At 70.1% G+C, this 2,895-nt stretch carries 2 protein-coding genes; both read left to right on the forward strand.

Translation table 11 applies throughout. From position 1 onward, the window contains the following. Positions 1-118 precede the first annotated feature (118 nt). Complete coding sequence (locus tag FL311_RS42415; RefSeq protein WP_141333287.1) at positions 119-1,114, forward strand: 3-oxoacyl-ACP synthase III family protein; 996 nt, start codon at positions 119-121, stop codon at positions 1,112-1,114. Positions 1,115-1,129: 15 nt separating this feature from the next. Beyond that, complete coding sequence (locus FL311_RS42420) at positions 1,130-2,683, forward strand: long-chain fatty acid--CoA ligase (RefSeq protein ID WP_141333289.1); 1,554 nt, start codon at positions 1,130-1,132, stop codon at positions 2,681-2,683. Positions 2,684-2,895: the final 212 nt, after the last annotated feature.

The raw sequence follows: 2,895 nt of genomic DNA on the forward strand, positions 1-2,895 counted from the left end.
CTCCAAGCCCGCCGCCAAGGCCGCGCCCTCGCGCGCCGCCCCCACCAAGAACGCCAAGAAGAACACCCTGCGCCCCGCCCGCCGTCCGGCGCGGAGCGCCCGGAGCTGACGAAAGCACATGCGATACGCGCAGATCCTCTCCACCGGCCGTTACGTCCCCGAGAAGGTCCTCACCAACGCGGACGTCGAGAAGATTCTCGGCGAGCCCGTGGACGAGTGGCTCCAGCAGAACGTGGGCATCAAGCAGCGCCACGTCATGGCGGACTCCCAGGCCACCAGTGATTTGTGCGTCGCCGCCGCCCGTCAGGCCCTGGAGCGCTCCGGGACGAAGCCCGAGGAGCTGGACCTCATCATCGTCGCCACCGACACGCCCGACTACCTGAGCCCCGCCACGTCCTCCGTGGTGCAGGCCAAGCTGGGCGCCCCCAACGCCGGCACCTACGACCTCAACTGCGCGTGCGCGGGCTGGGTGACGGCGCTGGACGTGGGCTCGAAGACCATCGCCGCGGATGACAGCTACCGGCGCATCCTCGTCGTCGGCGCGTACGGCATGACGCGCTACGTGAACTGGAAGGACAAGAAGACCTGCACCCTGTTCGCGGACGGCGCGGGCGCGGTGGTGCTGGGCGCGGGCGACAAGCCCGGCTTCATGGGCGCCAAGCTGCTCGCCAACGGCGAGTACCACGACGCGCTCGGCATCTACACCGGCGGCACGAACCGCCCCGCCACCGCGGAGACCCTGCCGCTCACCGGCGGCAAGCCCGCCGTGCAGTTCGTGCGCAAGTTCCCCTCCACCTTCAACACGGAGCGCTGGCCCATGCTGCTGGACCAGCTGCTCAAGCGGCAGGACCAGACGCTGGACGACGTGAAGCTCTTCGTCTTCACCCAGCTCAACCTGCGCACCATCGAAGCCACCATGAAGGTGCTCAACCAGCCCATGGCCAAGGCGCACTACACGATGGACAAGTGGGGCTACACGGGCTCGGCCTGCATCCCCATGACGCTGGATGACGCGGTGGTGCAGGGGAAGGTGAAGAAGGGGGATTTGGTGGCCTTCTGTGCCAGCGGCGGTGGGCTCGCCATGGCCTCCGCCCTCTACCGCTGGACGGCCTGAACCTTGGAGGCGCGCATGTTCATCGGAGACTGGATGGGGCGGGGCGCCCTGTACTGGCCCGAGCACGTCGCGGTGGTGGACACGGCCAAGGGCGACGCCGGCCGCTTCACCTACCGCGCCCTGAACGCGCGCGCCGAGGCGCTCGGCGGCTGGCTGCGCGACGTCGCCGGGGTGAAGCCCGGGGACCGCGTGGGCCTGGTCGCCCACAACGGCGTCGAGTACCTGGATGCCCTCTTCGCCTGCGGCAAGCTGGGCGCCATCTTCGTCCCCTACAACTGGCGCCTGCACGCCGCCGAGCTGACCGACCTGGTCCGCTCCATCCGCCCGCGCGTCCTCCTCTTCGGCGACGACTTCCGCGACGGCGTGGCCCAGGTGCGCGAGAGCGTGGGGGACTCGCTGCGCCTGGTGGCCCTGGAGCCCCAGGGGCTGCCCGGCGCCGCCCCGTATGCGCAGGTGCTCGCGCACCGCCCCACGACGCCCGTGCGCAACGACGCCGTGTCCGAGGAGGACACGCTGTGCCTGCTGTTCACCGGCGGGACGACGGGGCGCTCCAAGGGCGCGTGCGTCAGCTACCGCATGGTGGCGTGGAACACGCTCAACACGCTGGTGCACGAGGTGCGCCCCGGCGACGTCACGGTGACGCACACGCCCATGTTCCACACGGGCGGGCTGCTCGTGTACACGCTGCCTTTGCTCACCGCGGGCGGCACCGTGGTCATCATGCGCCGCTGGGAGCCGGAGGAGCTGCTCGCGCTGATTCCCCGCGAGAAGGTGTCGCTGTTCTTCGCGGTGCCCACGCAGTACCAGCAGCTCTGCGACTCGCCGCGCTTCGCGACGACGGACTTCTCTTCGGTGCGCTTCATGACCAGCGGCGGGGCGGCACTGCCGGTGCCGCTCATCCAGGCGTGGCAGGCGGTGCACGCGGTGCCCTTCAAGCAGGGCTTCGGGATGACCGAGTTCGGCCCGGGAATCTTCAGCATGGGGCCCGAGTTCGCGGTGTCCAAGGCGGGCTCCATCGGCCGCCCCAACTACTTCATCGCGGCGAAGCTGGTGGACGACGACGGCCGCGAGGTGCCGACGGGCGACGTGGGTGAGCTGGTCCTCAAGGGCCCCTCCATGTGCTCGGGCTACTTCGAGGACGAGGCCGCCACGCGCGAGGCCATCGACGCGGACGGCTGGTTCCACACCGGCGACCTCGCGCGCCAGGACGCGGACGGCTTCTTCACCATCGCCGGCCGCAAGAAGGACATGTTCATCTCCGGCGGGGAGAACGTGTACCCGCTGGAGCTGGAGTCGGTGCTGTACGAGCACGCGGCCGTGCAGCAGTGCTCGGTCATCGGCGTGCCGGACGCGAAGTGGGGCGAGGTGGGGCGCGCCTTCGTGGTGCTCAAGCCCGGCGCGGACTGCACGGGTGACGCGCTGCTCGAGCACCTGCGTGGCAAGGTGGCGCGCTTCAAGGTTCCCAAGCGGGTGGTGCTGGTGGAGCGCCTGCCGGTGTCCGCGGCGGGGAAGATTCTCAAGCGCGAGCTTCGCGAGGCGGCCATCGCCGCCGACGCCGAGGGGCGATGACGCCCACCGGCTCCGACGCACCGCGCTGAAACACTGTCTGGGCGGGCATGTCTGGGGTTGGCCCTGCATGCCTGTCGTCTGTCGTGACACCCCGGCGGCGACGCCGGAACGAAGGGAGCACCACATGAAGAAGAAGCTGCTGTCCGCGGTCATGGTTTGCGCGCTGGGCTTCGTCGGCTGCGGAGATGACGACGGCGACCCCACCCCGACTC

This window comes from Myxococcus sp. AB025B, from assembly GCF_006518215.1.
Taxonomy (GTDB): domain Bacteria; phylum Myxococcota; class Myxococcia; order Myxococcales; family Myxococcaceae; genus Myxococcus; species Myxococcus fulvus.